Raw genomic sequence first — 25,227 nt, forward strand, 5'->3', positions numbered from 1 at the left:
TTAAGTCGCGGCAACTAAGGTTTTGAAATGTTGAACAAAAGGATGATTACTGGTTTGAGTGACAAGTAATCCGCCATAGATGCAGAGTAAAGCGATAATGACCAGAGTAAAGGCTAGGTTGTGGCGACGTTTTACTTGGCGCATTTTCTCTATGTTTGAATGTGAAATAGCACCGAGTACGGGGACTTTAGTCATTGCTGCTAGTTCTTGAGGTCCAGTAATAATTGGCTTGATTTGGCTAATTGCAAAGGCGACAAAAATGCCTAAGCCAAGCCCGAGTAACGTCACGATAGAAAGAAAAATAATACGGTTGGGGCCAGCGGGATCGTTTTCCACTCGAGGAGGTTCAATCACTTTGAATTCAACGCCTTCTGTCGATTGCCCAGCCTTTTGCGACATGATGGCTGATTCACGTCGTTCTAATAATTGATTGTATTGGCCTTTGGTAATGTCATAACCTCGGGTGAGGGCGGCTAAATCGGCTTCTACTTTGGGCACTAAATGTACTTTTTCTTGCAGTTTAGTGACCTTATCTTGGTAGTTTTCTACTCTCACCGTAAGTGAAGCGATTTCATTTTCTAGTTGACTAACATTGAGCCGCAATGACTGTATGAAAGGTGATTCACTATTTTCTGCAGGCCGATTTTGCTGATAATTAATCGATGCGAGTTCGGCGCGCTCTTGTTTTTGTTTTTTTACCAGATCGTCAATTTGTCTCTTTAGTTCGATGATATCTGGGTGTTTATCGGTGTAGCGTAGATTCATTTCATCGAGCATTTGGTTCAGCTGGTTTAGGCGCGAATCATATTGGGTAACAATGCTTGGGTTATAAACAGCTTGGCTTTGTACTTGTGGCGCGGGAAGTGACTCTTCATCTTCTAGTTGAATGCGAGCAGAAAAAAGCCTTGTTTGTGCTTCTTTTAATTGTAACTGAGTGTTCTCTAGCTGAGTCTCTTCCGCTTTGAGCATATCGTAATATGAGTTTCCCTTTCCTGGAAGCAAATCGGCATACTGTCGCTTAAACTCAGTTAAAGCCGCGTCATCTGCTGTCATGCGTTTTTCAAAGTCTTTAATTTGTTGATTTAAAAAACGTTGCGCGTTGTCGGTATCAGTACGAGTTTCGCCTAAGGTGTCTTCGACAAAGATGGTCAGCACAGACTGCACCACAGATTTTGCCGATTCAGGGTTAGGGTGTTGATAGCTAATGGTGAATATTTTTTCTCTCTTGGTGGTGCCAATCTTAATTTCTTTACTTAAGTTATCGACCAGTTGATCAAACTCTTCGGCGTTGTTGGTCAGTATGTCTAAGTCGGCCATGCGTGCTATTTTTTCTACGTTGGGCCGACTTAATAAGGTTTTCACCATTAAGTTAAGTTGTTGATCTTTAAAGGTCTCTACCGTTAACCCCCTTAATAAAGGTTTGAGTAGTGAATCTGTGTCAACATAAACACGTGCCGAGGCCTTATATTGATCCGGCATCTGCATCACATAGAGCCAACCAATAGGACAGATAATCCAAGCAATAATGATGATGAAGCGCCGCTTCATCCACACCCCTTTGATGTAGTAGAGCGCTTTTTCAATTAGCTCCTTCATTTATCGGCCTCCTGGCAAAGTTTTAAATCAATCAAAGATAGAGACTAAAACCAAGCTTCAGGAATAATTAAAATGTCTCCAGGCAGGATATTGGTATTGGCACTGACGTCTCCTTTGCGGATTAAATCATCAAGGCGTACACGGTATTGGGTCTGTTTTCCATCCTCAATACGAACCAAAGCAGTGTTGTTACCATCCGCAAATTCAGTTAAACCACCAACCGCAATCATGACATCAAGAACAGTCATATATTGACTATAATTTAAAGCTTTAGGCTCAGTTGCCTCGCCGACAATTCGAACTTGTTCACTATAAGGGCCGCTGAATCCTACCACTGTCACTGTTACTATGGGCTCTCGTAAATAAGTTGCTAATACTTCTTCAATTTCTCTTGCTAATTGTGTAGGAGTTTTACCGCTAACGGGAATATCCTCAACCAATGACGTTGTTATCATGCCATCAGGTCGAACGACAAAGCTGCCTGAGATTTCAGGATTTCGCCAAACAAATATATTTAAATTGTCACCTGGTCCAATAAGGTATTGATACTGGTCGGCTTGCGTGGTTTGTGAAGGGGTTAGAGTGGCCGAGCTGGCTAAGGGGGCGTTATTTTGGTTACTACAGCCGAACAAGCCAAAAATGATGAAAAAATATAGCCATACGGATTGCTTTAACATGCTGTCCATAGCTTTCTCTCTCTATGCAAGTGGATGGTGTCGAGGTTATAACCTCATCTTTTATCAGCATAGTTCATGATTTTATCTTCGCGCAAAAATTGCAGGTTGTAGTAGTTAAATATTTTATTAAGTTGTGGATTTATGGGAATAATTTCAGCATTAACTCAAATTGTTCGCTATTTGACCAATTATTGACCCCACGAGGTGGCTTAGTTCAACTATCTTTTAAGGAGTGTTTTGTCGGGCACAAGGACATCGCCTCATGAGTTCTTTCACATTTGCAAGTACAGGTAAAGCGAGTCGGCTTTTAGTTATTTCAGAGTTAACTATTGTTTATCTTGGCTTTTTGCTTGTTAGTGCAGGGTTCTATTGGTACGGCGATGAAGCGCAGAGTAATCAATTACAAGTACTCATTGAGGCTTTAGTCATTCCTTTTGTGATAATTATTCTAATGTTAAGTCTTGGTCTCTATAACCCTCGCCTGCGCTGTGATGGCGAGGGAGTAAGTCGGCGCTTAATCATTATCTGTAGTTTGGTATTATTATTAGCTTTATCTTTATCCGGCCTAAACGCTCTCAGTTCCTCCTTTCATGCCATCAGCCTGTCGATATTTACTTCTTTATTAATGTTAATGGGGTTTCGTTATGTTATCTCACAAAAGTTTGGTGAAGCATTCCGTCATAAGGTGCTCGTGATAGGTGCTGGGAAGCGAGCTGAGATTATCTGTCAGCGAATGCGCCGTGAAGCGGATAAAAAAGGCTTTACTATCGTTGGTTTTGTGCCTATGGCTGGAGATGACGAAATCGAGCTTGGAGATTTAAAAATGCCAATGGATTTAGATCAGCCTAACTTGCTCACTCAAATGGTCAAAGAACACGGAATCGATGAGATAGTGGTTGCTTGTGACGAGCGCCGTGGCCATCTCCCATTACAAGCTTTATTTTCCTGTAAGCTATATGGTGTTGAGGTGATGGATGTGCTGAATTTTATCGAACGTGAAACCGGTCAAATCGCGGTTAATCAGCTATATCCAAGCTGGTTGGTTTATTCTAATGGCTTTGTTCGTGCTGACAGTATACGCAGTATTGCATCTAACATGCTTAATCTCGGCCTAGCTTTGATCATCATTAGCCTACTTTGGCCATTATTATTATTTGTGATGTTGGCCATTTACTTAGAAGACAAAGGCCCTATCTTCTACCGTCAAACTCGTATTGGTTATGCCGGTAAACCATTTGAAATACTTAAGTTTCGTAGTATGCGGGTTAATGCTCAAGAAAATGGCGCACAGTGGGCGGCAAAAAATGACAGCCGTGCCACCAAAATCGGTCAGTTTATGCGTAAATATCATATCGATGAATTACCGCAAATATTTAATATTTTAAAGGGGGAAATGTCATTTATAGGTCCAAGACCTGAACAACCTGAATTTGTTGAGCGTTTATGTACTCAGCTACCTTATTACGCCGAGCGCCATAATGTTAAACCAGGGTTAGCTGGTTGGGCGCAGCTTAAGTACCCCTATGGCGCTTGCGATAAGGACGCATTAGAGAAACTACAATACGATCTTTATTACGTTAAACATCGCAACTTTTGGTTTGATTTGGCTATCTTTGTACAAACCATTGAAGTTGTTTGTTTTGCTCAGGGATCTCGGTAATGGCATCTATTTGCAGTGACTCGTCATTGGCATCGGCGATGACCGTTGATTTAGAGGATTATTTTCAAGTTTCGGCTTTTGAAGGATGTAGTAATCGTGCAGACTGGCAGCGGTTTGAGTGTCGCATCGAAGCCAATACTGATAGATTATTAACCTTATTTGAGCGCTACCAAGTAAAAAGTACTTTTTTTATCTTAGGTTGGATTGCAGAACGTTATCCTGATGTTGTGCAAGCCATTGCGAAGTCGGGCCATGAAATTGCGAGTCATGGTTATGACCATCAACGTGTTAATACCTTAACTGAACAAGAATTTGTTAGTGATGTTGTGCGTAGTAAGCACTTATTGGAAGACATCTCGGGGCAAGAAGTTAAAGGTTATCGTGCACCAAGTTTCTCGTTTAATCAGCAAACGCCATGGGCTTATAAGGTGTTAGCAAAAGCGGGCTATCGTTACAGCTCCAGTGTGTATCCAGTAAAGCATGATCATTATGGCTCGCCGTTACTACCAAGGTTTGCATTTTTGGCTCATCCAGCATTACTTGAAATCCCCATTTCAACCTTACAAATTGCAGGAAAAAACTTCCCAATTGGGGGCGGTGGTTATTTTCGCTTGTATCCTGAAATGCTGATGCATTGGGCATTGCGTCAATTTCACCGTCAGGAGCAACATCCTTATATTTTTTATATTCACCCTTGGGAGTTAGACCCAGAACAGCCAAGGCCGTTTCAGATCAGCCGCAAAACAAAGTTTCGCCACTACCTTAATTTAGAGAAAACTCAACCACGTATGGAGCGCTTGCTAAAGCAATATCAATGGCAGCGAATGGATGAGCTATTCTTAAAACCGAGCCATCAAACTCAAGTACAAACTCAGCAGGCATTTATTTAGCAGTGGCCTAAAATTTATTAGACCATGTGGTCGTTCAGGCGAGGGAATTGTCTGTGCAAATATTATTATTAGATAGTAGTCGACGTCAGCAATGGGATCAGTTTGTTGCGCAGCATCCCGAAGGTGAGTTTTTTCACTTATCTGGCTGGCAGCAAGTGATTGAAGATGTATATGGTCATACTTGCTGGTTCTACTTGGTTGAAGAGCAGGGAGAAATTATCGGGCTTTTGCCTTTAGCTCAAATAAAAAGTTGGCTATTTGGCAATAAACTTATTTCGCTACCTTTTGCCGTTTCTGCTGGGGTGTTGGCAAATAGTCAGGCGGTAGCCGATTTGCTAATAGCGCAGGCACAAACCTTAGCAGTAGAGTTAAAAGTGGACTGCCTAGAGCTGCGCCACCGCAAGCCACAATGTCCTACTTGGTCTTCTCAGGCCAGTCATGAAAACTTCTCTTGTACATTGGCATCATCAGCCGAAGAAATTTTGGCTAAGATAAAGAAAAAACAACGTGCAGTTGTCAGGCAGTCGCTGGCTAACGGCTTAAACCACCGTATTGAGTCTAATTGTGACAATTTCTTCGCTATATATTCTGAAAGTGTCCGAAACTTAGGTACGCCTGTTTTCCCTAAAGCCTATTTCAAAGCCTTGCAGCGTGTTTTTGATGGTCAAATAGACATATTGACGGTCTTTTCAGGTGAACAAGCGGTGTCGAGTGTACTTAGTTTTTATTATAAAAATCAGGTTTTACCTTTTTATGGCGGTGGAACAAATGTGGCAAGAAGCCTAAAGAGCAATGACTATATGTATTATCAGTTGATGTGCCATGCCCAGCAGCAAGGGATGGCAGAGTTTGACTTTGGCCGTAGTAAAATCGGCAGTGGTGCTCACGCTTATAAAAAGCATTGGGGTTTTCAGCCAACCCCTTTGTTTTACGAACATTACCTTGTGAATGGCCAAGAATTACCGAATATCAGTCCGAATAACCCTAAGTATCAATTGTTTATTCAGGCTTGGAAAAAACTGCCTTTACCGATAAGTAGGGCGTTAGGGCCAATGCTGGCGAAGGACTTGGGGTAATGGAAAAAATTCTGTTTTTATGCCATCGCGTTCCTTATCCGCCTAATAAGGGCGATAAGATCCGATCTTATCATTGGTTGCAATATTTAAAGCAGCGATATCAAGTGTTGTTAGGTGCTTTTATTGATGATCCTGATGATTGGCAATATCAAGGAATAATCGCAGAAGATTTGGCTGATTGTTGTTTGGTAAAGCGCCATCCTCTTTGGCACAAGGTGGCAAGCTTAAGAGCCATGTTAGACGGCCGACCATTGAGCTTAGCGTATTATCAAAGCCAGCAAATGCGAGCTTGGGTTGAGCAGGTCATTAAAGAATGCCCCGGTATCAAGGTGCTGACTTTTTCGTCTGTGATGGCGCAATATGTTGATGATGCTAATCAATTTAGGGTGATGGATTTTGTTGATATAGATTCAGACAAGTGGTTGCAATACGCGAATCAAGCCAGTGGCATTATGTCTTGGTTATATCGACGTGAATTCAACGCGTTAGCAAGGTATGAGGCACAGGTTGCTAGTGCTTTCAATCTAAGCTTATTCGTATCTAAAAATGAAGCGGATGACTTTCAAAATAGGCAATCTAGCAGTGCTCAACAAGAGGTTAACTGGGTGCAAAATGGGGTTGATATTCAATATTTTGACCCTGCTGTGGTGGACGTAAGCTCTCCTTTTAAGCAGGGTGAGCCGGTGGTTGTTTTTACTGGGGCGATGGATTATTGGGCTAACGTTGAAGGTGTCGTTTGGTTTGTTCAACATGTTTGGCCTGGCGTGCTTGCCTATCAACCCGAGGCTAAGTTTTATATCGTTGGCTCAAACCCCAGTAAAAGCATCCTTAAACTAGCTCAACTCCCTGGCATAGTGGTTACGGGCAAGGTGCCTGACGTTCGTCCTTATTTGAAATATGCCCGTTTAGTTGTGGCTCCCCTTAGGATCAGTCGCGGTATCCAAAACAAGGTGTTAGAAGCCCTGGCAATGGACAAAAAAGTGGTGGGCAGTAGCCATGCTTTTACGGGAATTGGACTGATGCCATGTACTTATGTTGCCGACAACGAAGAGGAGTTTTTAAATCATTGCATTGAACACTTAGACTCGAGTGGAGAAGTGCAAGCTAGACGCTGGATAGAGGATAACTTTAGTTGGCAGACTAGTTTTGCCCGTCTAGACAAGCTAATTTTTCAGGCGGGGGGTAGCTGATGATGCCTGCCTCTGGAGTTGACCAACACGAGCTAACGCTTAGTCGGCCCCAGCAACAGTTACGAAGTGCGTGTTTCGCTGGGCTATTGCTGTTATGGAGTGTCTCTTTTTATTCTACCTTGCTCAATATGGTGCATATTTGGCATAGCATAGAAACGTTTGCCCACTGCTTTTTCATTTTGCCTATTTGTTTATATTTGATCTGGCAAAAGCGGTTTCAATTAAGCTGTGTCAGCGTCGCGACTCAGCCTTGGTCTTTATTGCTACTCATTGGGCTGTTTGGGCTGTGGTTGGTTGCGATACGTTTGGGTATCCAAGTGATGGAGCAATTTGCAGTGCTGGCCATGCTGCCAAGCTTAGTGTGGCTAACATTTGGTAATCAAGTGTGTCGAGTGATCTTGTTCCCTTTGTTATTTGTGTTTTTTGCTTTGCCATTTGGTGAGTTCTTAATTCCCAAATTACAATATGTGACGGCAGAGATGACCGTGTATTTACTGCGTTTTAGTGGTGTGCCTGTGTATCAAGAAGGGATGTTTATCTTTATTCCTGGGACTCGGTTTGAAGTGGCTTGGACCTGCAGTGGTATTCGTTACTTATTGGCTGCCCTAAGCTTGGGTTGCTTGTTTGCCTATATCCATTTTACCCGTTATTACAAGCGGCTGTTGTTTGTGCTGCTGTCGATTGTATTGCCCATCATCGCTAATGGTTTGCGTGCATGGTCGATTATTATGATTTACCACTTTGTGGATCAGCGCATTGCTGGTGATATTGATCATCTAATTTATGGTTGGTTCTTCTTCTCTTTTTTGATCGCCGTGCTATTTGTTATTGGTTGGTGGTTCTCTGAGCCAGCCGAGCTTAAGCCGGCCAGTATTAGTATTGGCGCTAAGTGTCACTCGTTAAAAGGACCTGGACAATTTTTACCGCTAACTTTGGTTGCTGTCGGTTTTGTTGCTTTCGCTCTACATGGTCAATGGTCGCGGCAATATGGGCAAGACAAACAGCAAATTGCATTACAGGCTAACGCTCTTCCTGCGAGCGCTGGAGGCTGGCAGGGGCCAATAAATGCCAATTTTAGTACTTGGCGGGCTGAGTTTCCCAATGCTGATGTGACTTGGCAGCAAGACTACCAAAAATCGTCCGCCTCACTGAGTCTTTTCAGTGCTTATTATCATACTGAACACCAGGGAAAGGAGCTGATTAATGTCAGTAATATTTTCTACGATGCAAAATTGTGGCAATTGCAAGATCAGGATATTCAGCGCTTTAGTTTTGGTGAGCAGGAGTTGGTAACTAGGCGCTTGAAACTCGCAAATGGCCAACACAGCATCAGTGTGTTTTATTGGTATCAGGTTGGTTCTTATCAATCATTAGGAGCTTTTTCTACTAAATTGAACCAACTGTTGAATGCGCCTTTTGGTTATTCGTCTGGTCAAGTGGTGGCCATTGCTGTGGAGCAACAAAATGATCGTCAGCTAGTGATGGATTTTCTTCGTACTCACCAAACTGAGCTGTGGCGTTGGTTGGCGCAACCAATCAATCAAAGTCGCGCCAGAGTTTTTGCCAAGGAGCTTGCCAATGAAAATGGATAATGATGCTAGGCCTCTGATTATGCATGTGGTTTATCGATTTTATGCGGGAGGCTTAGAGAATGGCATGGTCAATATTTTAAACCAAATGCCGACCGATAAGGTGCGCCATATTATCGTCTGTTTAACCGATCATGATGACTTTATTGAGCGCATTAAAGTGCCAGTTGAAGTGGTTGATTTACATAAAAAGCCGGGCATGGATTGGTCCTGTTACTGGCGTTTTATGCAGTTAGTGAAGCGTCATCAGCCTGATATTGTACACAGTCGTAATTTAGCTGCGTTGGAATACCAACTACCAGCTTGGTGTGCAACGCGACCACTTGCTTGCCATGGTGAACATGGTTGGGACGTTACGGACTTAACGGGCGGTAGTTTAAAGTATCGTTTTATCCGCTGGCTATACTCCCATTGGGTTGATGCTTATATCGCGCTGTCAAAACATACCCTAGATTACTTGATTCAAGGCGTCGGGATCGGCCGTCATAAGATCAGTCATATTTGTAATGGTGTTGATACTGAACGCTTTCAGCCAGCAGCGAAACATTTAATTTTGCCGGAAGAGCTGGTGGATAAAGATTGCTTTGTGATTGGTACGGTCGGCCGCTTAGCACTGGTAAAAAACCAGTTACTTTTACTCCGGGCTTTTTCTTCTTTACTTGATAATCCAGCAAGTGATGGCAAAAAAGTACGCTTGCTAATTATTGGCAGTGGTGAGTGTGAAGAGATGCTTAAGGCGTTTGTGGCGGAGCATCATTTAACGCAATTTGTGATTTTTCTTGGTCAGCAAGATGACATTAATAAGTGGCTGCATTGTATGGATTTGTTTGTGTTGCCCTCACTTGGAGAAGGTATTTGCAATACGATTTTGGAAGCCATGGCCGCGGGTAAAACTGTGGTTGCTACTGATGTCGGCGGTAATGCCGAGCTGGTTGTCGATGGTAAAACGGGTACCTTAGTCGAGTCTGATAATGATGCCGATTTAGAGCGTGCCATGTTGAATTACTTATTGCGTCCGACTTTGCTGTTAAAACATGCAGAAGCAGCTAGGCTTAGGGTTGAGCATGAGTTTTCTCTGTCGGCGATGGTGGCAAAATACACTCGCTTCTACCATGATTTATTAGCGCAGCACCATCACCCTAAGTCTTTACCTTGTGTGGCGCCGCCGCGCGAAGTGAAATCAAGTAAGTCGAGAAGTTAGTGCTTAGTCAAAATATAGCAAGAGAGAAAACAAGTTGGACTCACTAAATAGGCTTAAGCATTAGTAGCAAGCTTAGTCTGGAGGCGGTATGTGCGGAATAGCAGGGATATTTGATTCACAAGGTTGTGGTGATGTCGATCCGCAATTAATTAGAGCCATGAACCAAGCTCAATTCCATCGCGGTCCTGATGAAGGCGGCGTTTATTTCGCTTCGGCTATCGGTTTAGGCCACCGACGTCTGTCGATTATTGATGTGGCATCTGGGCAGCAACCAATGGTTAGCGCCGATCAGCAAGCATGTTTGGTGTTTAACGGTGAAATTTATAACCATCAGCTATTACGTGAAGAGTTAATCAAACTTGGCTGTTGCTTTAGCACCCACAGTGACACGGAAGTGATTTTACAAGGCTGGCTAGTTTGGGGCGCGGGGGTTGTCCCGAAGTTAAGAGGGATGTTTGCTTTTGCCATATGGGACCAAACGCGGCAACAGTTATTTTTAGCCCGAGATAGACTGGGTATTAAGCCGCTGTATTATTCTATGCTAGCCTCTGGCGAACTGGTGTTTGGCAGTGAACTAAAAGCGTTACAAGTGCATCCAGGTTTATCTCGTGAGCTTTGTCCTGAAGCCATCTCGGACTATTTTTCCTTGGGTTATATTCCAGAGCCTAAAACTATTTTTAATCAGGTCTACAAATTACGCCCAGGTCATACCTTAACCGTTTCTGTTGGGCAAAATTTGCCGCAGTCAAAGCAATATTGGGATGTATCTTTTGCTCATCAACATGAGCCAAAACAAGCCGCTGAGCTGTTGGTCGAAAAGCTCAAACAAGCGGTCGATATTCGTTTGGTGGCAGAGGTACCCTTGGGAGCTTTTTTGTCGGGCGGTGTCGATTCTAGTGCGGTGGTTGCGATGATGGCTGAGCTGCAGGATGAGCCCGTTAACACTTGTGCCATAGGTTTTGATGTGGCCGATTTTAATGAAACCGAGTTTGCCGAAATGGTGGCGCAACGTTATCAAACCGCCCATCAAGTTTCGACTATCGCGGCAGATGATTTTGCCTTGCTTGATAAACTGGCTTATTTTTATGATGAGCCATTTGCTGATAGCTCGGCGATGCCGACTTATCGAGTCTGCGAGTTGGCGAAAAAAACCGTCACCGTAGCACTTTCTGGTGATGGCGGTGATGAGCTTTTCGCCGGTTATCGTCGCTATCAGTGGCATATGCATGAAGAAAAAATTCGCCGTCTTGTCCCCGATGTTGCGCGAAAGCCCGTGTTTTCACTGCTGGGAAAAGTGTATCCAAAAGCGGATTGGGCGCCAAAATTCTTGCGCGCAAAAACTACCTTCCAGGCGATTGCTCGCGACACGATAGAAGGCTACTTCCACAATTTTTCTATCTTTACCGAAGCGCAAAAAGCCTTGTTATTTAGTGATGAACTTAAGGCGTCATTGGGTGATTACCGGAGTATTAGCGTGTTCAATGAGCACTACGAAAACTTCGATGGCAATGACCCTTTATCTTTGGTGCAATATTTAGATCTGAAAACCTACCTGCCGGGCGACATTCTCACTAAGGTTGATCGCGTTAGCATGGCTCATGCTTTAGAAGTGCGAGTGCCTATCTTAGACCATGAATTTGTCGAATGGAGTGCCAGTTTACCGGCCAAGACCAAACTGGCGAATGGGGTGTCGAAGGCTATTTTGAAAACTGCACTCGAGCCTCATTTACCACATGATGTACTTTACCGACAAAAAATGGGTTTTGCCGTGCCTTTGTGCCGTTGGTTTCGTGGGCCCCTTAACAGTAAGTTGAAAGCAGCCCTTTTTGATGGCCATATTGCCCAAAGTCATTTATTTAATCTGACTTATATACAACAGCTGTTTGAGCAGCATAGCTCAGGGCTAAGAGATCACAGTGCTGCACTTTGGGCATTACTGATGTTTGAAGCCTTTTTAAAAAAACAACTTAGCAATGCCAGTAATGAAATTACTGAGTCTGTCGAGTCAGTTGCTTAGGAGTCTTTATGCGCATTCTTCATGTCCTAGATCATTCGGTGCCACTACATAGCGGCTATAGCTTTCGCACCTTAGCTATTTTGCAGCAACAACGAGCTCGGGGCTGGCAAACTTTTCACTTAACCTCAGCAAAACAAGGGCCCAGGTTAGATTGGCAAGAAATGAACACAGACTTAGTTTTTATGCGCAGTCCCTACTTGGCTTGGATGATGAAGGTGCCGGTGTTGCAGCAGTTATTTACTTTGCTGAGTTTAAAATGGGCTTTAAGCAAAGCGGTAAAGCAAGTTGAGCCCGATGTTATTCACGCTCATTCTTCCGCTTTAAATGGCTTAGTCGGTTTGTGGCAAGCAAGAACAAGTGGTTTGCCGTTGGTTTACGAAGTGCGCGCCTTTTGGGAGGATGCGGCCGTTGACCATGGTACTGCTGTAGAAAATGGCTTGCGCTATAAGCTGACCAAGGCGTTGGAAACCTTTGTACTTAAACATGCCCATGCTGTAACAACCATCTGTCAAGGCTTAAAAAGTGACATGGAAAGTCGCGGCATTGCGGCAGACAAAATCACCTTAATTCCCAATGCAGTGGATATCGACAAGTTCACACCATTAACTAAGCGAGACCAAGCGCTAGAGCAACAGCTTAATCTTGGCGATAAAAAGGTGTTAGGTTTTCTCGGCTCTTTCTACGCTTATGAGGGCTTGAACTTGCTGGTCGAAGCACTGAGTCACACGGCGTTACAAGAGCAAAATGTGTGCCTCTTGTTAGTTGGTGGCGGCCCGCAAGAGTCTGCCTTAAAGCAGCAAGTGGCAAAGTTAGGGTTAGAAGATAAAGTCATTTTTGTTGGCCGGGTCAACCACGATCAGGTATCACGTTATTACAGTTTAGTTGATGTGTTGGTTTATCCGCGTATTGGCATGAGACTGACCGAAACCGTAACGCCTCTTAAACCTTTAGAGGCCATGGCGCAAAGTAAACTCGTAGTGGCTTCCGATGTTGGCGGACATCATGAACTTATTCGCGATGGTGAAACGGGCTATTTGTTTAAACAAGGTAGCGTACCCGATTTAGCCGAAACCTTGGCTCGGGTGTTGAATAGTCCTGAAACTTGGCCTCATATCTGGCAACAAGGCCTACATTTTGTCCAGCATGAACGCAATTGGGCTGCTAGTGTCGCCAATTACGTGGATGTATATCAAGCCCAACCACAACAAATGGGGGAGCTAATAGATGGTAAACCCTCCCACTGAATCCATCATTGATACAGTTAGCACTGGTCGCGATGATGCCGATCCCCCTCTGCGTCAGCCTAGCCGTAGTGGTGATAAGCCAAGTTTGATGGTGTTAAGTTCATTATTTCCCAGTCAGTGTCGCCCCTCGGCAGGCTTATTTATTCAAGAGCGCATGTTTCGTGTTGCTGCGGAGCTGCCTTTATTTGTGGTTAGCCCTGTGCCTTGGTTTCCCTTGCAGTCTGCGATTCAATATTTTGTGCCTCATTATCGGATTGGGCCTGCGGCATATGAAGTGCAAACGGCGCCTGATGGCGCTCTTATTGATGTTTATTACCCTCGATTTATTGCCTTGCCGGGAGTCGGTCGCTGTTTTGATGGGTTAATGATGGCACTTGCGGTTTATCGTTTTTGTCGGCGTCGACCTGAGCTGCAGTTTGATATTATCGATAGTCATTTTAGTTACCCTGAAGGCGTGGCTGCTGGGGTGCTATCACGCATTTTTCATAAGCCGAATACTATTACCATGCGGGGGACAGAAGTGCCTCATAGTCGCGGTTTTTTTACTTCGCGTTGGATGCGCTGGGCATGGCAGCAAGCGGAACAAATTTTTGCTGTATCTGATTCGCTAAAGCAAATTGCGCGACAGCAAGGCATCCCCGAAGGGAAAATAACGGTGGTGGGTAATGGCGTTGATAGCCAAACATTTTTTCCTATTAATAAGTCTCAAGCTCGTGCCGCCTTAGGGCTTAAGTCGTCTGATAAAGTGCTGATCACCGTGGCTGGTTTAGTGCCTCGAAAAGGGTTTCACCAAGTGATAAAAGCGTTGCCGCTATTGCCTGACGACGTTAAATATTTGATTGTTGGCGGCGCCAGTGCAGAAGGTGACTATCAAGGGCAGCTTGAGCAATTGGTTCGTGATCTTGAGCTGAGTGAGAGGGTGTTATTTTTAGGGGCAAAACCTAAGGCAGAATTACACAAAATCCTCAGTGCAGCCGATGTCTTTGTATTGGCCAGTGCGAATGAAGGGTGGGCTAATGTGATTTTAGAAGCAATGGCTTGCCGGCTACCTGTGGTCGCGAGTGATGTCGGTGGCAATAGTGAAGTGATTGCTAATCAGCAACTCGGTTTGATTTATCCCTACGGGGATGCCAATGCTTTACTACATAGTATTGAGCAAGCCCTGAGTGACCAATGGGATCATGATGGGATCCAAACTTACGCGCAACAAAATAGTTGGGATCTGCGCGTGGAACAACTACTGCATCATTTTATGGCGCTAGATCGAGAAAGACTCGCGTTTCTTCGTTCAAGTCGCGAGGTAAGCTAAATGAGCATACGCAAAGTAATAGAGAAAACTCAGCAAGGACAGCAGCAGCTGGTCAAACATTTAGTGCAGCACGTAAGGGCAACAGATTCGGAGCGAACGATTTTGGTGGCGGGTTGCCAGCGGTCGGGCACGAATATGTTGATGGATATTCTTGATTTGAGTTTAGCTACCGACGTTTTCCATGAACGTGATAACAGGGCGTTTGACCAATACCAAATGCGCGATATGTTGGTCATTAAGCAATTACAAAAACAAAGCAGAGCCCCAGTATTTGTATTAAAAACTTTATGTGAACTCGAGCTGTTGCCAGAATTGGCGCAAGAACTTGCACCCGCTAAAATTCTTTGGATTTATCGAGATTTTCATGATGTCGTTAACTCAATGTTGAAATCTTTTAGCAACCAAAGTCAGCAGGTTCATCGTCTAATAACGGGTCATGATGATTCTTGGTGGGGGCGAGGGTTGTCACCAGGCTCATTAGCATTATTGCGTTCATTGGTGACTCCAGATCTAACCGATACGGATGCTGCGGCGTTGCAGTGGTATGTACGCAATATTATGTTTTTTGAATCTGCCTTGGAAGGTGAGCAAAACGTAAAATTAATTAAGTACGAGCAGTTAGTTGCAGAGCCTCAATCAATATTAAAACAAACCCTTGATTTTGTTGATCTACCATTGGGAAATAAAATGACTAATTATATTTTTAGTGGATCGATAAGTAAGCATGCTGCGCCGAGTTTTAGCCCCGAAATAGAGCAATTGTGTCTATCATTATTAAGTAGGTTAGATTCCTCAAGTGCACGGATAAATTACCAAGGGTAGCCCATCGGGATAGCCCTCAGGGATACCTTGATCCAAGGAGAAAGGCATGTATACCAAATTGGTTTCGTCAGTACTGTTTCCTTTACACGAACAATTGAAGCGACATAGTAGTGTTGCTTTACGGCGTGAGTTGGAATCGAGCCAGTGGTTTAATACTGATAAGCTCGCTGCGATCCAATTATATAAACTCAACCAATTTATGCTGAGTATTGGCCAGCATGTGCCTTACTACCGAGGATTATTTGCCGACCTTGGTGTGGTTCCAGGCCAGTTTAAATCCGTTACTGAAATCGCTCAGCTGCCTTTGCTCGATAAAGCAACAATCCGCAACGCGGGGCCATTACTTCAGGCCGATAATGCTGGCCCACTCAGCCTGTTCAATACTGGTGGTTCAAGTGGCCAACCTTTGCAATTTATGGTTGGCAAGCAAAGAAAAAGTCATGATATTGCTGCCAAATGGCGAGCAACGCGCTGGTGGGATGTTGATATCGGTGACAAAGAATTAGTGGTATGGGGCTCGCCCATTGAGTTAAAAGCTCAAGACCGGATGAAACAGTTTCGTGATACTTTATTTCGCAGTCAGTTACTCCCCGCTTTTGCCATGTCAGAGCAACATTTAAAGGGCTATATTGACGATATTCGCCGCTTTTCCCCAACGATGTTGTTTGGTTACCCGTCTTCGCTGTCTTTGATTGCGCGCTATGCCAAGCTACATAACATCACTCTGTCTGACTTAGGAATAAAAGTTGCGTTTGTAACCTCAGAGCGTTTGTTTGAAAATCAAAGAACGTTGATTTCAGAAGTGTTTGCTTGTCCCGTTGCCAATGGTTACGGAGGTCGTGATGCGGGGTTTATCGCTCATCAATGTCCTCATGGTGGGATGCATATTTCGGCAGAAGACATCATAGTTGAAATTATCGATAAGCTTGGTAATCCGCTACCCGCGGGGGAAGTAGGGGAGGTTGTTGTTACCCATTTGGCTACCGCAGAATTTCCCTTTGTACGTTATCGTACCGGGGATTTGGCTTGTTTAGCAACTGACCCATGTCCGTGTGGTCGCCATTTACCTTTACTTGAAAGCATTGAAGGCCGTACCACTGATTTTATCATTGCAGCCGATGGCACCACTATGCATGCGTTGTCCCTTATCTATGTACTACGCGAATTGTCTAATGTGGCTGAGTTCAAAATTATTCAAGAATCTCAGTTCCACACGCGACTGTTGTTGGTGATGCAGTCGGATGTGGATAATGCCAGCATCGATTTTATTCGTCGTAATTTTCATCAACGCCTAGGCGACATACAGCTTGATATTGAGTTTGTTACACAAATTCCACGTGAGAAATCAGGTAAGTTTAAATACGTAGAAAGCAAAGTAGGGGTCACTTGGGATTATGCGTGATATCGCCCTCAGCTTAGTTTATCTCGGTTTAATTCCCTTTTGTTTAAAACGGCCAATGTGGGCTATTTTGGTTTGGTCTTGGCTGAGCTATATGAATCCTCATCGCTTAGTCTATGGCTTTGCTTATTCATTGCCGTTTGCGCAAACGACTGCAATATTAATGTTGATTGCATTACTCGTTAGTAAAGAAAAATTTACTATGCCTTGGAAAGACGCGAAGGTTTGGGTGTTATTACTGTTTATTTTGTGCATGGTGATCAGTACATTTAATGCCTTTTACCCTAATGTTGCTTGGCTCCAATTTGAAAAAGTAATGAAAATTCAAGTGATGGTGTTTGCGAGCCTCTATATTTTGACCAGCTACAAAGACTTGAAAGCGCTGGTTTGGGTTATTGTCATGTCAATTGGGTTTTATGGTGTTAAAGGGGGGATCTTTACCATTTCAACAGGCGGTGTTTATCGCGTGCAAGGGCCGGCAGATACATTTTTCTACGGTAACAATGAAGTCGGGTTAGCCATTTTAATTATTATTCCGCTGGTGCGTTTTTTGGCGGTTGAAGCATCACAAAAATGGATGAAAATCAGTTTAAATTTAATGGCATTTTTGTGCATTTTTGCGGTCGTGGGTACGCACTCTCGCGGGGCATTAGTGGGTGGTGTGGTCATGGCTGCTTTTCTTTGTTTGAAGAGTAAGCGACCCTTGTTGTCCCTCTGTTCCACTTTGTTAGTCGGCGCGTTATTAATTAATTTTGTGCCTAAAGAGTGGACCGAAAGGATGAATACCATTGAGACCTTTGAGGAAGATAAATCAGCCCTGGGCCGGATCAATGCCTGGCAAATGGCGTCGAACTTATCGAGTCAAAATGTAATGGGTGGTGGCTTTGAAGCATTTCAACGTCAGTCTTTTTATTTGTATGCGCCTGAGCCTAACATGGTTCATGACGCCCATAGTATTTATTTTGAAGTGCTGGGTGAGCATGGTTTCATCGCATTATTCTTCTTTTTACTGCTATGGTTTTTAGCTTGGCGTTCGGCGCAAAGTGTTATTAAATCAACGAATAAAGCCCCTCCAGGCTCGGAACTTGCTTCCATCAACCAGCTGATGCGCCATGTTCAGGTCTCTTTTATTGCTTACCTTTCTGGGGGGGCGTTTTTGGGTATGGCTTACTTCGATTTACCTTATCACCTGCTATGTATCATAGTGATAGCTAATGTTCTTACCCAGCAAGCTCCTGTTGCTGAGCCCGAAACTGAAGCGGCCATCAAACCAAATGTAAAACCGCATTTCTATAACTGACTACTAGGGGCGGTTTATCTTTCGTGATGTTTTTTGCAGCGAATTGTTGGTTATTTATACAAAATGTTCGTTGTGGCCAGCACCTTTGTGACATAGTGAACTACGCGAAAAGGTGATAACGCAGTAGAAATACCCAACAAACGCTGTCCTAAGGTTCGGCTAAAAGCGTTTTTCTCTTTGTTGAGCAGTATTTGCTTAGAATGCTAGGCTACACACTGCCCGCCGCGATAAAAACGCTTTTAGACAAGGTGTTCCCTATCGAACAAAAATTAACCACCAAAGATAAACAGCCCTAGGGTCATTTAGCTTAAGAGTTGCCCACACATTTTCTTATTTTACAAGACTACACATATTTTGCCCCTCTAGGTAACATGCTCTTTGGTTTTTACTCTGGTGCATTTAAATGAAAAATTGGTTGTTTCTTGCGGTTGCTATTGTTGCTGAGGTACTCGCGACATCTGGCTTGAAGGCCAGCGAGGGGTTTACAAAACTCTGGCCAAGTTTGTTGGTGGTTTTGGGATACGCCATCGCTTTTTACTTTCTTTCACTGTCTCTTAAAGCTATTCCTGTTGGTATTGCTTATGCAATTTGGGCTGGAATGGGGATAGTGTTGATTTCTGTTGCGGGTTGGTTGATTTATGGGCAAAAGCTGGACTTTCCCAGTATGGTAGGCATGGCCCTGATTATTGCTGGTGTCGTGGTTCTCAATGTGTTTTCTAAAGCGAGCGTGCACTAAGGGCCTGAGTTTAAATCAGCCGTACAGGCTACATTTCGTTTTCAGGGATGAAAAGCCAAAGCCTATCAGGACATATTCACAGCAGTTTACAGGCAAGCATACTATTTGCTGCTCCAGTTATTAACACAGACTTATCATGTCGAATACGACGCAATACCGTCAACTTAAATGGTTTTTCTTAATTTTACTATGACTGGGTTGCAGTAATGTTTTGAGGTAGTTTTCTAATTTGTATAGCGGTTTATAAAGGGCCGCTGGCGCGTCTAAGTTGCCTTGAGTGCTGTAGTTAAAGTAATTTAAGTTTTCGTGACAAACTTGGTTGAACAATGCAATGTCGCGATTGGTCATTTTACTCATCCACTTATTGGCATTTTTATTGTCAATATCGGCGGCCAATTTTGGGGTTTGTAATTCGTTTGGCTGGCTGGATTTAACTTTAAAATTATTAATGACATCGGGATGGAAATCTTGGCCGATGAAGTTAAGGGCCTCGGTGAGAATTTGGCTTGGCTGCGCGATTAGGTCTTCATAATTTAGCGTGATGATGCGATCGCTATATTCTGAATTGAGGGCTGAACGTAGTGGCTCTAGATAGTAGTTCCAATGCTTGGCGGCGGTGTAAACATTGTGAACACCAAAATCATGGCAACGATCTATCATTGATAAGGCGACATCGCGGCCATCTCGTACGATGGCAATAAATTTGGCATCGGGAAAATGGCGCGCTAGTAATGGAATGTGACGAATATAATAGGGCGTTTTTTCTCCCCAAACTGACTTGCCTTCGCCTCGCGCATTGAGTTGATACAGGGCGTCAATAAACTCTGCCATGGAGTGGTAATCTCGTTGATTGAGATCTTCCTCCACTTGGGCTATATCGGCTGGTAAACCATGTAAGTCCGTGTCAAAAAAATCGATATTAAAGTGTCTGATATCATTAAGTAGACTGGTAATATCTTGGCGAGTTTTGGGCGATGAGAATCCCTTTAACAGAGGAACAAAGAAGTGGGACTCCCCCGTAGGGATTGAGATGTTAGGGTGGCTGCGAAGCATAAATTGCAACAAGGTTGTGCCCGAGCGTGGTGGGCCAATAATAAAGAACTTGTTCATTATCTCTTCCCTGAAGTGCAAATATCCTACTATGACTCTAGTCGAGAGCACGTTAAGCAGCAAGGTTCGGTGTTGCTTTGTACAGCTTCACTTAGCTTGCTCTTTTCCCCTTTTTTACGCGCTAAGCTAAAAATTCACCACTATACTTAACCCGAGTCTTGGGTAAGCAATACTAAGGTGACTTAACCTTAATAACAGATAGTGTTAGGAATATGCTTGTTACGGCTGTTGGCTTGGGCTTTTTCATAAGGAGGGTGGATCTTGTTAAATAAGCTATGTGTTGTTATTTGTAGCCATCAACGCCAAATACTGCTGCAAAAAACCCTCGACTATCTCAATCAAGCGCAGCGACCCTTGCTTGAATTGCAAATTTGCGTGGTCGCCAATGCCTGTGGTGATGGCACTCAGCAGATGTTGGAGCGATACCATCAAGACCATCCTGGGAGTATTAAACTTATTTGGTTGGACGAACCACGCGCGGGTAAATCTATTGCCCTTAATCTTGCGTTAGCGCATCTGCCCGATTGGCATATTGCTTTGGTGGATGATGATCATCGGGTGGACAGTCAATACTTAGTGCAAATTGAGCAGGCCTTGTTAGCTTGGCCTAACGCCGACTTGATTTGTGGTCGCATCGTACCCGATTGGGATGGTTCTGAGCCCAATTGGGTGCATTTAAAAAGTGATTATGCGATTTATCCTTTGCCGATTCCAGATTACTCTCTGGGCGCTAAGCCGCTAGTGTTAGCGAATCAGCATCGCTTACCGGGTGGTGGGAATTTAGTGTTACGGCAAGGTTTATTTGCCAAAGTAGGTGGTTTTTCCGAAGATTTAGGCCCGACCGGACACAACTTATGTGGTGGTGAGGATGGTGAGTTCGTCAGTCGAGTAATGGCACATCAAGGCATTATTCAATACACCCCTGAGATAGTGCAATTCCATTATGTTGATCCTGAACGTTTACGGCTTACTTACTTGTTATCTAAGGCTTTTCAGCGTTCTTGCTCGGTGGTGATGCTGTCGTCGCCGTTATCCAGTCCGATCCCTAAATATTTGTGGCGTAAGCTATTAAGCTATTTGTTCCACATACTATTTTCATTGCATTGGCCTAAAACCCGCTTCTACATGATGCGCTGCGCTGCCGTGGCGGGTGAAATGTGTGGCTACTATCGGCAGCGTCGAGAATGAGCAGCCTTATACTGGTTATGTTGTTGAAGGCTGCAGCCATTCCTGCTGCGCTGGCAAGTTGTGGGTTGCTGCTGCTTAGTGTGCAAGATAGCGCTTACTCGGGGCCTAAAGTAAAAGCGGAAATAACCCAACACTTTTCACTGTATTTTGTTGCTGTGATGTTGCGTTTAAGCAGTTGGAGTTTTCTTATTTTCTTTTGGTTGGGGATGGCGGGGGCATTAATTGGTTTCAGTTTGCTACAGGTATCGGTTAGGGAGTTGAATTTTACAGCTTTAATGGCATCCGCCGGATTAATGATTTTGCTCGGCTGTGGCTTTCAATTTTGTTATCGCTTGCTGATCAAGCCCGGCGCTATATTAATTACGTCGAGTTACAGTATGGCGCGCTTAATCCCGTTATGGCGGCGTTTAAGTATCAGTCGACTGCGCTGGGTTGCGTTGCTATTTGTTGGCTCTTGCTGTTGGCTACTTTGGCAAACCAGCTTGCTATTGGCCGATGTGGCTCTTAGCTACATATTGCTATGTTGTTTGCTTGCCTTGCCGGTGTTAATTGCTTACTGGCCAGCACTGTGTTTCCCTGCGCGATGCTGGCCCGTTGCGGCTGGGCAGCAGGCCAAAATGAATGTGATTACCTTAGGCTGTGATACCTTACGAGCGGATTGTTTAGGCATTGATGGCTGTGAACGGCAGCTATCGCCAGCCATTGATACCTTAGCGAAGCATAGTTGCTACTATTCACGCTGTTATACGCCTATCCCGCGTACCGCACCGTCACTGGCCTCTTGGTTTACCGGAACCTACCCTGATAAGCACGGCGTTAAAACAAACTTTGTTTCTGATGAGACGGCCAAGCTTAAAGTCAGTGATTTGGCGTCAGAATTGGGCCGTGCTGGTTATCAGACCGCGGTGTTTACCGATTGGACCGGTTCCGATTTCAAAAAAATGGCGATGGGGTTTGATAAAATTCAAGCGCCAGATGATCAATGGAATTTGAAATACTTGCTGCGTCAAGGGCCTAAACACTTTCGTATGTTACTGGCTCTTTTTTCACAGAACCGCTTATTTAAACGGTGTTTGCCGGAGTTGTATTATTTACCTGGCGTGCCTTTAAATCAGGCGGTGACTCAAGATGTCTGCCATTGGTTAGCTTGTGAGCGTAAGCCGGACCAGCCGTTTTTTCTCAATATGTTTATTGGCGCCACGCATCCTCCGTTTAGCTGTGAATATCCCTATTACAGTGCTTATGGTTCGGCTGAATATTTGGGTAATTCAAAATTTGGCATGTGTAAGCTGAATGAGCCTGAAGATATTATTCGCAGCCAAAAAGAGCCTGAGTCTGCGTTTGATTTATCACAGATATTGCACCTTTATGATGGTTGCGTACGCTGTTTTGACGATCAAGTACGCCGAATAAAACAGCAATTAGATCAGCTTGGCTTAACGGAAAACACCTTGTTGGTGATATACAGTGACCACGGCATCGATTTTTTTGAGCGCAATTGCTGGGGCCAAGGTAATGATATTTTTGGTACGGCCAGTGCTCGAGTGCCATTGCTTATTTTTGATCCTCGCCAGCCACAGCCAGAATATAACCAGCAACTTTGCAGCAGTGTTGACTTGATGCCTTCGTTATTGAGTTTACTGGATTTGCCTATTCCCACTTCGGTACAAGGACGAGTGCTACAGCAGCATATTGAGCAGAGCTGTGTTTATTATGAAACGGGACTTTGGCTAGCGCCGCCACCGGCCATGCCTGAACAGCATTTGCGTTATCCTGAGTTGACTGAGTTATTGGAAATTCCCGATAAACAAACAGGTACGTTGGCAATCAAATTGCAATATCAACTAGCGGTCGAGCAAGCTCGGGATAAAATGTTGTTACATCAAGATTGGGCGTTGGCACGTTTAGCCATGAACTCAGGTTATCAGTATCAGTTATATAACTTTGTCAGCGATCCGAGCTTTACTACGAATTTAGCGTCGCAACACCCCGAGTTAGTTAACAAGTTACAATCGATGTTGTAACTAAAATGTATTTTATGCCCGCTTTATCTTTTGGCTTATTTTATCGGTTAATGAGCGTTTATCGAGGGCGCAGTCCATTAAAAATTTACCTAAGTCGTGATGGCTAGGGGCAAAATATTCGGCTAATTTTTGATAGCGGACTTGGTCATTGCTGCTTTCTTTTAATTGTGTGAGTAAATTCGATTCAGCTTGTTGGCGCTGACTTTTTTGTTGCAGCCATAACTGGGCTGCAATGGCGATCAGCTCGGACTCCGATAAGTGCACCTGAGGGGCTTGCTCAGGGTAGCGTGCAAAGTCGAGTGTAAACATGGTATGTCCGCCAAACCAAGTGTCGGCAACATGAGCATTGGATGCTGCAAACTGTTGATAATAGGCTTTTGCTTCAGCACGAGGTGGCAGTGCGGCTGGGCCACTAAAAAGGGCTTCCATTGCTTCTAGTATCCCAAAGCGGTCGGGGTTTAATTGGTTGTTTACATACATGGGCAAGAACTGATTGAACTGTTGTAAAAAATGTTGTCCTTTGGCGTCGAGGGATTCGTTTTGCATTAGGGTTTGCTGGCACAATTGAAAATCTATTTCATAACGCTGGCAAAAATCATAGATAAGATCGCCCTTGGCTAATTTAGTCGGGCAAAAAATAGCGGGCTCTATGTGGGCATAGCCAAATACTTTGGACCATTTTTCTAGCAACAATGCGTAATTAAAAAAGGCATCTTGTGGATCTTCAGGGCAAAAATAGTTTTGTCTCGGTTCGTTATATTTGAGCTTAGTACTATATAAACTAACAGCAAGTTGATCTTGACGCCGAAGGTAAACGCTAACAGCGATTTCTGAAAAGAGTGGTTCGAGTAACTCTTTTAGGCGTTGAATTTCATTCTCGCGAGTGAGTCTTGAATGGCAGTGTTCGTTAGAAAAAATAACCGTATGAATACCTTGTTGCGCAGCGTGTTTTATCTCTTGTTTAAGTTCATGTTGAAAGGTTGCGCGCCATTGTTGGCGCTTGCTTAGTTCTTGTAATCCGCGATAAATGTAAGCATCGTCCTGTTTGTCATCATCAAGGGCATAGGTGTACAACTTTAGGTGGTTTTCATCACCAGGAGAGCGTGCATACAGTATGCCTTGTTGGCTTAACACTTGTCGGTTGTTGCTGAAAAAATGCTGTAGAGAAGTGGTGCCCGTTTTTTCAGTACCGATGTGCAAAATGGCTTTCATGTTAGCTCCTGCTGTATTTTGTACGATCTTTTTGAGCGCCAATTATTGTCATTTCAGCTGCTATTTTTGGCTCGGTAGCCTTTAAGCATGCCTAAGGTATGGCAGGCGTTCATCCATTGCCGCAATGCTTCAGGTTGGCCTTTTAATTGTATAATCAAACTATGCCAACTCTGTTTAAGGACTTGAATAAATAAGAAGCCGGGAATGCCAAACAAGGTCTTGCCTTGATACTCAGCTTGGTTGAACTTGGCTTGTTTATAGCCACAGCGATAATGTAATTTTAGGAAATATAGGCGCTTTACGCGCCAAGCTTCAATATGATGTTGCACTTGCATTTGAGGCTCATAGCGTATTCTAATATTGGGTAATGCGAGGCATTGCTTAAATAACTGCATGTCTTCACCGCCGCCAATATCACTGCCGATACGATTGAATCTGGGATCGAATCTTAAGTTTGCATGGTCGCGAAATAGGGACATGTCATAAGCAATGTTAGCTGTCCACAGTGGAGATGTTGTATCTGTTATTACAAATGCTTCTTCGCCATAATCTACCGCCGCTAAGAAAGGTAAATACATATCAGTCAGCCATTTGGGTCTGGGGCAATCAAGCTCCAATATGACTTTTCCGCCCACAATATTAAAGCCATCTTGGCAAATCGATTTGCTGGCGGCCTCAATTAATCCTGGTAAGGGCAGTTCGTCATCATCAATGAATATCATCACGCCTTTATTTAAGCATTCTTTAATCGCACGGTTACGAGCGAAGGTTATGCCCTGCTGGGTTTCGGTTACCACTTTGAGCTCTGCACCCGGTAAATTTTGTAATTCACTGAGAACTTCTAAGGTGTTGTCCTGGCTGTTGTTATTGACGGCTAAAATATCAAAGGGGACGCTACAGGTTTGCGCTCTAATAGAGGCAAGTAATTTGGGCAGCCGCCAAGCGCGATTATAGGTACAAAAAGCCAGTGTGACTGATGCCGTCATA

Annotated in this window: 20 protein-coding genes; 15 read left to right on the forward strand and 5 right to left on the reverse strand. The window is 44.0% G+C overall.

The window, feature by feature from the left end:
• Together Q4519_RS03860 and Q4519_RS03865 are read right to left on the reverse strand one after the other, a co-directional pair.
• A complete protein-coding gene (locus tag Q4519_RS03860) occupies nucleotides 1–1,596 on the reverse strand; it encodes an XrtA system polysaccharide chain length determinant (protein ID WP_232800817.1) in 1,596 nt (531 codons plus the stop codon).
• 44 nt (nucleotides 1,597–1,640) lie between these two features.
• Entirely contained in the window at nucleotides 1,641–2,282 is a 642-nt protein-coding gene (locus Q4519_RS03865; RefSeq protein WP_232800815.1) for an XrtA/PEP-CTERM system exopolysaccharide export protein, read from the reverse strand.
• A gap of 253 nt (nucleotides 2,283–2,535) precedes the next feature.
• On the opposite strand from Q4519_RS03865, the gene Q4519_RS03870 reads away from it, so the two are divergent.
• The 13 genes from Q4519_RS03870 to Q4519_RS03930 all read left to right on the forward strand — a co-directional run bounded on the left by Q4519_RS03870 (nucleotide 2,536) and on the right by Q4519_RS03930 (nucleotide 18,706).
• The gene (locus tag Q4519_RS03870) at nucleotides 2,536–3,933 is read left to right on the forward strand and encodes a TIGR03013 family XrtA/PEP-CTERM system glycosyltransferase (protein WP_232800813.1); all 1,398 of its coding nucleotides are present in this window, start codon (nucleotides 2,536–2,538) and stop codon (nucleotides 3,931–3,933) included.
• A complete protein-coding gene (locus Q4519_RS03875; RefSeq protein ID WP_303509730.1) occupies nucleotides 3,933–4,823 on the forward strand; it encodes an XrtA system polysaccharide deacetylase in 891 nt (296 codons plus the stop codon). Before Q4519_RS03870 ends, Q4519_RS03875 begins: the two co-directional genes overlap by 1 nt.
• Nucleotides 4,824–4,876: 53 nt before the next feature.
• Nucleotides 4,877–5,899, forward strand: coding sequence for a FemAB family XrtA/PEP-CTERM system-associated protein (locus Q4519_RS03880; protein WP_303509733.1), 1,023 nt, complete (start codon nucleotides 4,877–4,879; stop codon nucleotides 5,897–5,899).
• A complete protein-coding gene (locus Q4519_RS03885; protein ID WP_303509735.1) occupies nucleotides 5,899–7,089 on the forward strand; it encodes a TIGR03087 family PEP-CTERM/XrtA system glycosyltransferase in 1,191 nt (396 codons plus the stop codon). Before Q4519_RS03880 ends, Q4519_RS03885 begins: the two co-directional genes overlap by 1 nt.
• Nucleotides 7,089–8,681, forward strand: coding sequence for an exosortase A (gene xrtA / locus Q4519_RS03890; protein ID WP_303509738.1), 1,593 nt, complete (start codon nucleotides 7,089–7,091; stop codon nucleotides 8,679–8,681). The genes Q4519_RS03885 and xrtA overlap by 1 nt, the downstream gene beginning before the upstream one ends.
• The gene (locus tag Q4519_RS03895; protein WP_232800804.1) at nucleotides 8,668–9,879 is read left to right on the forward strand and encodes a TIGR03088 family PEP-CTERM/XrtA system glycosyltransferase; all 1,212 of its coding nucleotides are present in this window, start codon (nucleotides 8,668–8,670) and stop codon (nucleotides 9,877–9,879) included. The genes xrtA and Q4519_RS03895 overlap by 14 nt, the downstream gene beginning before the upstream one ends.
• Nucleotides 9,880–9,967: 88 nt before the next feature.
• Complete coding sequence (locus Q4519_RS03900) at nucleotides 9,968–11,896, forward strand: XrtA/PEP-CTERM system amidotransferase (protein WP_303509741.1); 1,929 nt, start codon at nucleotides 9,968–9,970, stop codon at nucleotides 11,894–11,896.
• Between the two features lie 8 nt (nucleotides 11,897–11,904).
• Nucleotides 11,905–13,140 (forward strand): TIGR04063 family PEP-CTERM/XrtA system glycosyltransferase, encoded by a 1,236-nt coding sequence (locus tag Q4519_RS03905; protein ID WP_232800800.1) that lies wholly within the window; start codon nucleotides 11,905–11,907, stop codon nucleotides 13,138–13,140.
• A complete protein-coding gene (locus tag Q4519_RS03910) occupies nucleotides 13,121–14,449 on the forward strand; it encodes a glycosyltransferase (RefSeq protein ID WP_303509745.1) in 1,329 nt (442 codons plus the stop codon). Before Q4519_RS03905 ends, Q4519_RS03910 begins: the two co-directional genes overlap by 20 nt.
• Nucleotides 14,450–15,271: a sulfotransferase domain-containing protein gene (locus Q4519_RS03915; protein WP_303509748.1), complete on the forward strand. Its 822-nt coding sequence runs from the start codon at nucleotides 14,450–14,452 to the stop codon at nucleotides 15,269–15,271.
• 46 nt (nucleotides 15,272–15,317) lie between these two features.
• On the forward strand, nucleotides 15,318–16,673 hold the full coding sequence (locus Q4519_RS03920) for a phenylacetate--CoA ligase family protein (RefSeq protein ID WP_303509750.1): 1,356 nt from the start codon (nucleotides 15,318–15,320) through the stop codon (nucleotides 16,671–16,673).
• On the forward strand, nucleotides 16,666–17,970 hold the full coding sequence (locus Q4519_RS03925; protein WP_303509753.1) for a putative O-glycosylation ligase, exosortase A system-associated: 1,305 nt from the start codon (nucleotides 16,666–16,668) through the stop codon (nucleotides 17,968–17,970). Before Q4519_RS03920 ends, Q4519_RS03925 begins: the two co-directional genes overlap by 8 nt.
• 403 nt (nucleotides 17,971–18,373) lie before the next feature.
• Nucleotides 18,374–18,706, forward strand: a complete 333-nt coding sequence (locus Q4519_RS03930) for a multidrug efflux SMR transporter (RefSeq protein WP_303509756.1) — start codon at nucleotides 18,374–18,376, stop codon at nucleotides 18,704–18,706.
• A gap of 159 nt (nucleotides 18,707–18,865) precedes the next feature.
• On the opposite strand, the gene Q4519_RS03935 is transcribed toward Q4519_RS03930, so the two are convergent.
• The gene (locus tag Q4519_RS03935; protein WP_303509758.1) at nucleotides 18,866–19,816 is read right to left on the reverse strand and encodes a sulfotransferase; all 951 of its coding nucleotides are present in this window, start codon (nucleotides 19,814–19,816) and stop codon (nucleotides 18,866–18,868) included.
• Between the two features lie 261 nt (nucleotides 19,817–20,077).
• Between Q4519_RS03935 and Q4519_RS03940 the strand changes: the two genes are divergently transcribed.
• Together Q4519_RS03940 and Q4519_RS03945 are read left to right on the forward strand one after the other, a co-directional pair.
• Complete coding sequence (locus Q4519_RS03940; protein WP_303509760.1) at nucleotides 20,078–21,004, forward strand: glycosyltransferase family 2 protein; 927 nt, start codon at nucleotides 20,078–20,080, stop codon at nucleotides 21,002–21,004.
• Complete coding sequence (locus Q4519_RS03945; protein WP_303509762.1) at nucleotides 21,001–23,028, forward strand: sulfatase-like hydrolase/transferase; 2,028 nt, start codon at nucleotides 21,001–21,003, stop codon at nucleotides 23,026–23,028. Before Q4519_RS03940 ends, Q4519_RS03945 begins: the two co-directional genes overlap by 4 nt.
• Nucleotides 23,029–23,040: 12 nt before the next feature.
• On the opposite strand, the gene Q4519_RS03950 is transcribed toward Q4519_RS03945, so the two are convergent.
• Both Q4519_RS03950 and Q4519_RS03955 read right to left on the reverse strand, forming a co-directional pair.
• Nucleotides 23,041–24,240: a hypothetical protein gene (locus Q4519_RS03950; protein ID WP_232800782.1), complete on the reverse strand. Its 1,200-nt coding sequence runs from the start codon at nucleotides 24,238–24,240 to the stop codon at nucleotides 23,041–23,043.
• Nucleotides 24,241–24,293: 53 nt separating this feature from the next.
• The gene (locus Q4519_RS03955; RefSeq protein ID WP_303509768.1) at nucleotides 24,294–25,226 is read right to left on the reverse strand and encodes a glycosyltransferase; all 933 of its coding nucleotides are present in this window, start codon (nucleotides 25,224–25,226) and stop codon (nucleotides 24,294–24,296) included.
• Nucleotide 25,227: the final 1 nt, after the last annotated feature.

It is taken from the genome of Motilimonas sp. 1_MG-2023, assembly GCF_030547455.1.
In the GTDB taxonomy this organism is placed as follows: Bacteria; Pseudomonadota; Gammaproteobacteria; order Enterobacterales; family CBDFNC01; genus Motilimonas.